The organism is Teichococcus deserti (genome assembly GCF_001982615.1).
Classification (GTDB): domain Bacteria; phylum Pseudomonadota; class Alphaproteobacteria; order Acetobacterales; family Acetobacteraceae; genus Pseudoroseomonas; species Pseudoroseomonas deserti.
The window spans coordinates 1-1,815 of record NZ_MLCO01000244.1; the positions used below are offsets into that span (position 1 = coordinate 1).

Here is a 1,815-nt window from a genome sequence, read left to right on the forward strand (position 1 = left end):
GGCGCGCCGCATACCGGCGAGGTACCCTACATTTTCGGCACGCTGGAGGCGGCGCGCGCGCTCGCCGGCGAGGACCGCGCCGCCGGGACGGTGCGCGACACGGTCAGCGGCATCTGGGCCGGCTTTGCCCGCGACGGCCATCCGCGCGGCTTGGCCACGCCCGGCTGGCAGCCCTATGCGGGCGGCGACGGATGGGTGCAGGGTATCGGCCAGGACTGGCGCGCGCAGGGCGACCTGCTGGCCACGGCGCGCGCCGCGCTCGGCGACCTGCCGCCCTATGAATACAGCCTGCCGGTCACCTTCACCCGCGATTGAGGCCGAACCAACAGGAGAACGCCATGACCTACCGCAATCCGGAGACGCTGGCGCTGCATGCCGGCTGGCGCCGCGACCCGGCCACCAAGGCCGTCGCCGTGCCGATCTACCAGACCACCTCCTACCAGTTCGACGATGCCGGCCAGGCCGCGCGGCTTTTCGCCCTGCAGGAGCTGGGCAATATCTACACCCGCATCGGCAATCCGACGAACGACGTGCTGGAGCAGCGCATCGCGGCGCTCGAAGGCGGCGCCGCAGCGCTGGCGGTGGCCTCGGGCCAGGCGGCCACGGCCTTCGCCGTGCAGAACCTGGCGCGCGCCGGCGACAACATCGTCGCTTCCACCGACCTCTATGGCGGCACCTGGAATCTTTTCGCCAACACGCTGAAGGACCAGGGCGTCGAGGTGCGCTTCGTCGACCCCGCCGATCCCGAGAACTTCCGCCGCGCGACCGATGACCGCACCCGCGCCTACTACGCCGAATCCCTGCCCAACCCGAAGCTCGAGGTCTTCCCGATCGCCGAGGTGGCCGCGATCGGCCGGCCGCTCGGCATCCCGCTGATCGTCGACAACACCGCGGCGCCGCTGCTGATCCGCCCCTTCGACCACGGCGCCGCGGTGGTCGTGCATTCGCTGACGAAATTCATCGGCGGGCATGGCAGCAGCATCGGCGGCATCATCGTCGATGGCGGCAACTTCCCCTGGGAGGAACATGCCGAACGCCAGCCGGCGCTGCACCAGCCGGACCCCTCCTATCACGGCGCGAAATGGGTGGAGGCAGCCAGGCCGCTCGGCCCGGTCGCCTATGTGCTGAAGGCGCGCACCACGCTGCTGCGCGACCTCGGCGCCGCGCTCAGCCCGTTCAACGCCTTCCTGATCCTGCAAGGGGTCGAGACGCTGGCGCTGCGCATCCGCGAGCACAGCCGCAACGCCACCCTGGTCGCCGATTTCCTCGCCGGCCGGCCGGAGGTGACCCGCGTCATCCATCCCGGCCACCACACGGGCGAGGCCGCGCAGCGCAGCGCCAAGTACCTGACCCAGGGCCAGGGCGGGCTGCTCGGCTTCGAGCTGGCCGGCGGGCGCGAGGCTGGCGCGCGCTTCATCGACGCGCTGCAGCTGTTCTACCACGTCGCCAATATCGGCGATGCGCGCAGCCTGGCGATCCACCCGGCCAGCACCACCCATTCGCAGCTGACCGAGGCCGAGCAGCAGGCGGCCGGGGTGACGCCGGGCTATGTCCGCCTCTCGATCGGGCTCGAGCATGCCGATGACATCCTGGCCGATCTCGACCAGGCGCTGAAGGCAACCATCGCCTGACGCAGCGCCGCGCCGCCGCCCCGCCGGCGGCGCGGCGCTCTGGCCTGCGGAATTGACTCAAATCGATTCGTGCTTTCTATTATTTCACGCTCATTCTTCGCCATAACGATGGCGATGACGCCCCCAAGGAGGATCGTGAATGGCCCGGATCCACGAAAGCCTCGCCGAGCTGGTCGGCGGCACG

At 70.3% G+C, this 1,815-nt stretch carries 2 protein-coding genes; both read left to right on the plus strand.

The window, feature by feature from the left end; translation table 11 throughout:
- A partial coding sequence (locus BKE38_RS22175; protein WP_165694254.1) for a carboxylesterase family protein occupies positions 1-315 on the plus strand: 315 nt, incomplete at its 5' end.
- A 23-nt stretch (positions 316-338) separates the two neighbouring features.
- Positions 339-1,631, plus strand: a complete 1,293-nt coding sequence (locus BKE38_RS22180) for an O-acetylhomoserine aminocarboxypropyltransferase/cysteine synthase family protein (protein ID WP_076959415.1) — start codon at positions 339-341, stop codon at positions 1,629-1,631.
- Positions 1,632-1,815: the final 184 nt, after the last annotated feature.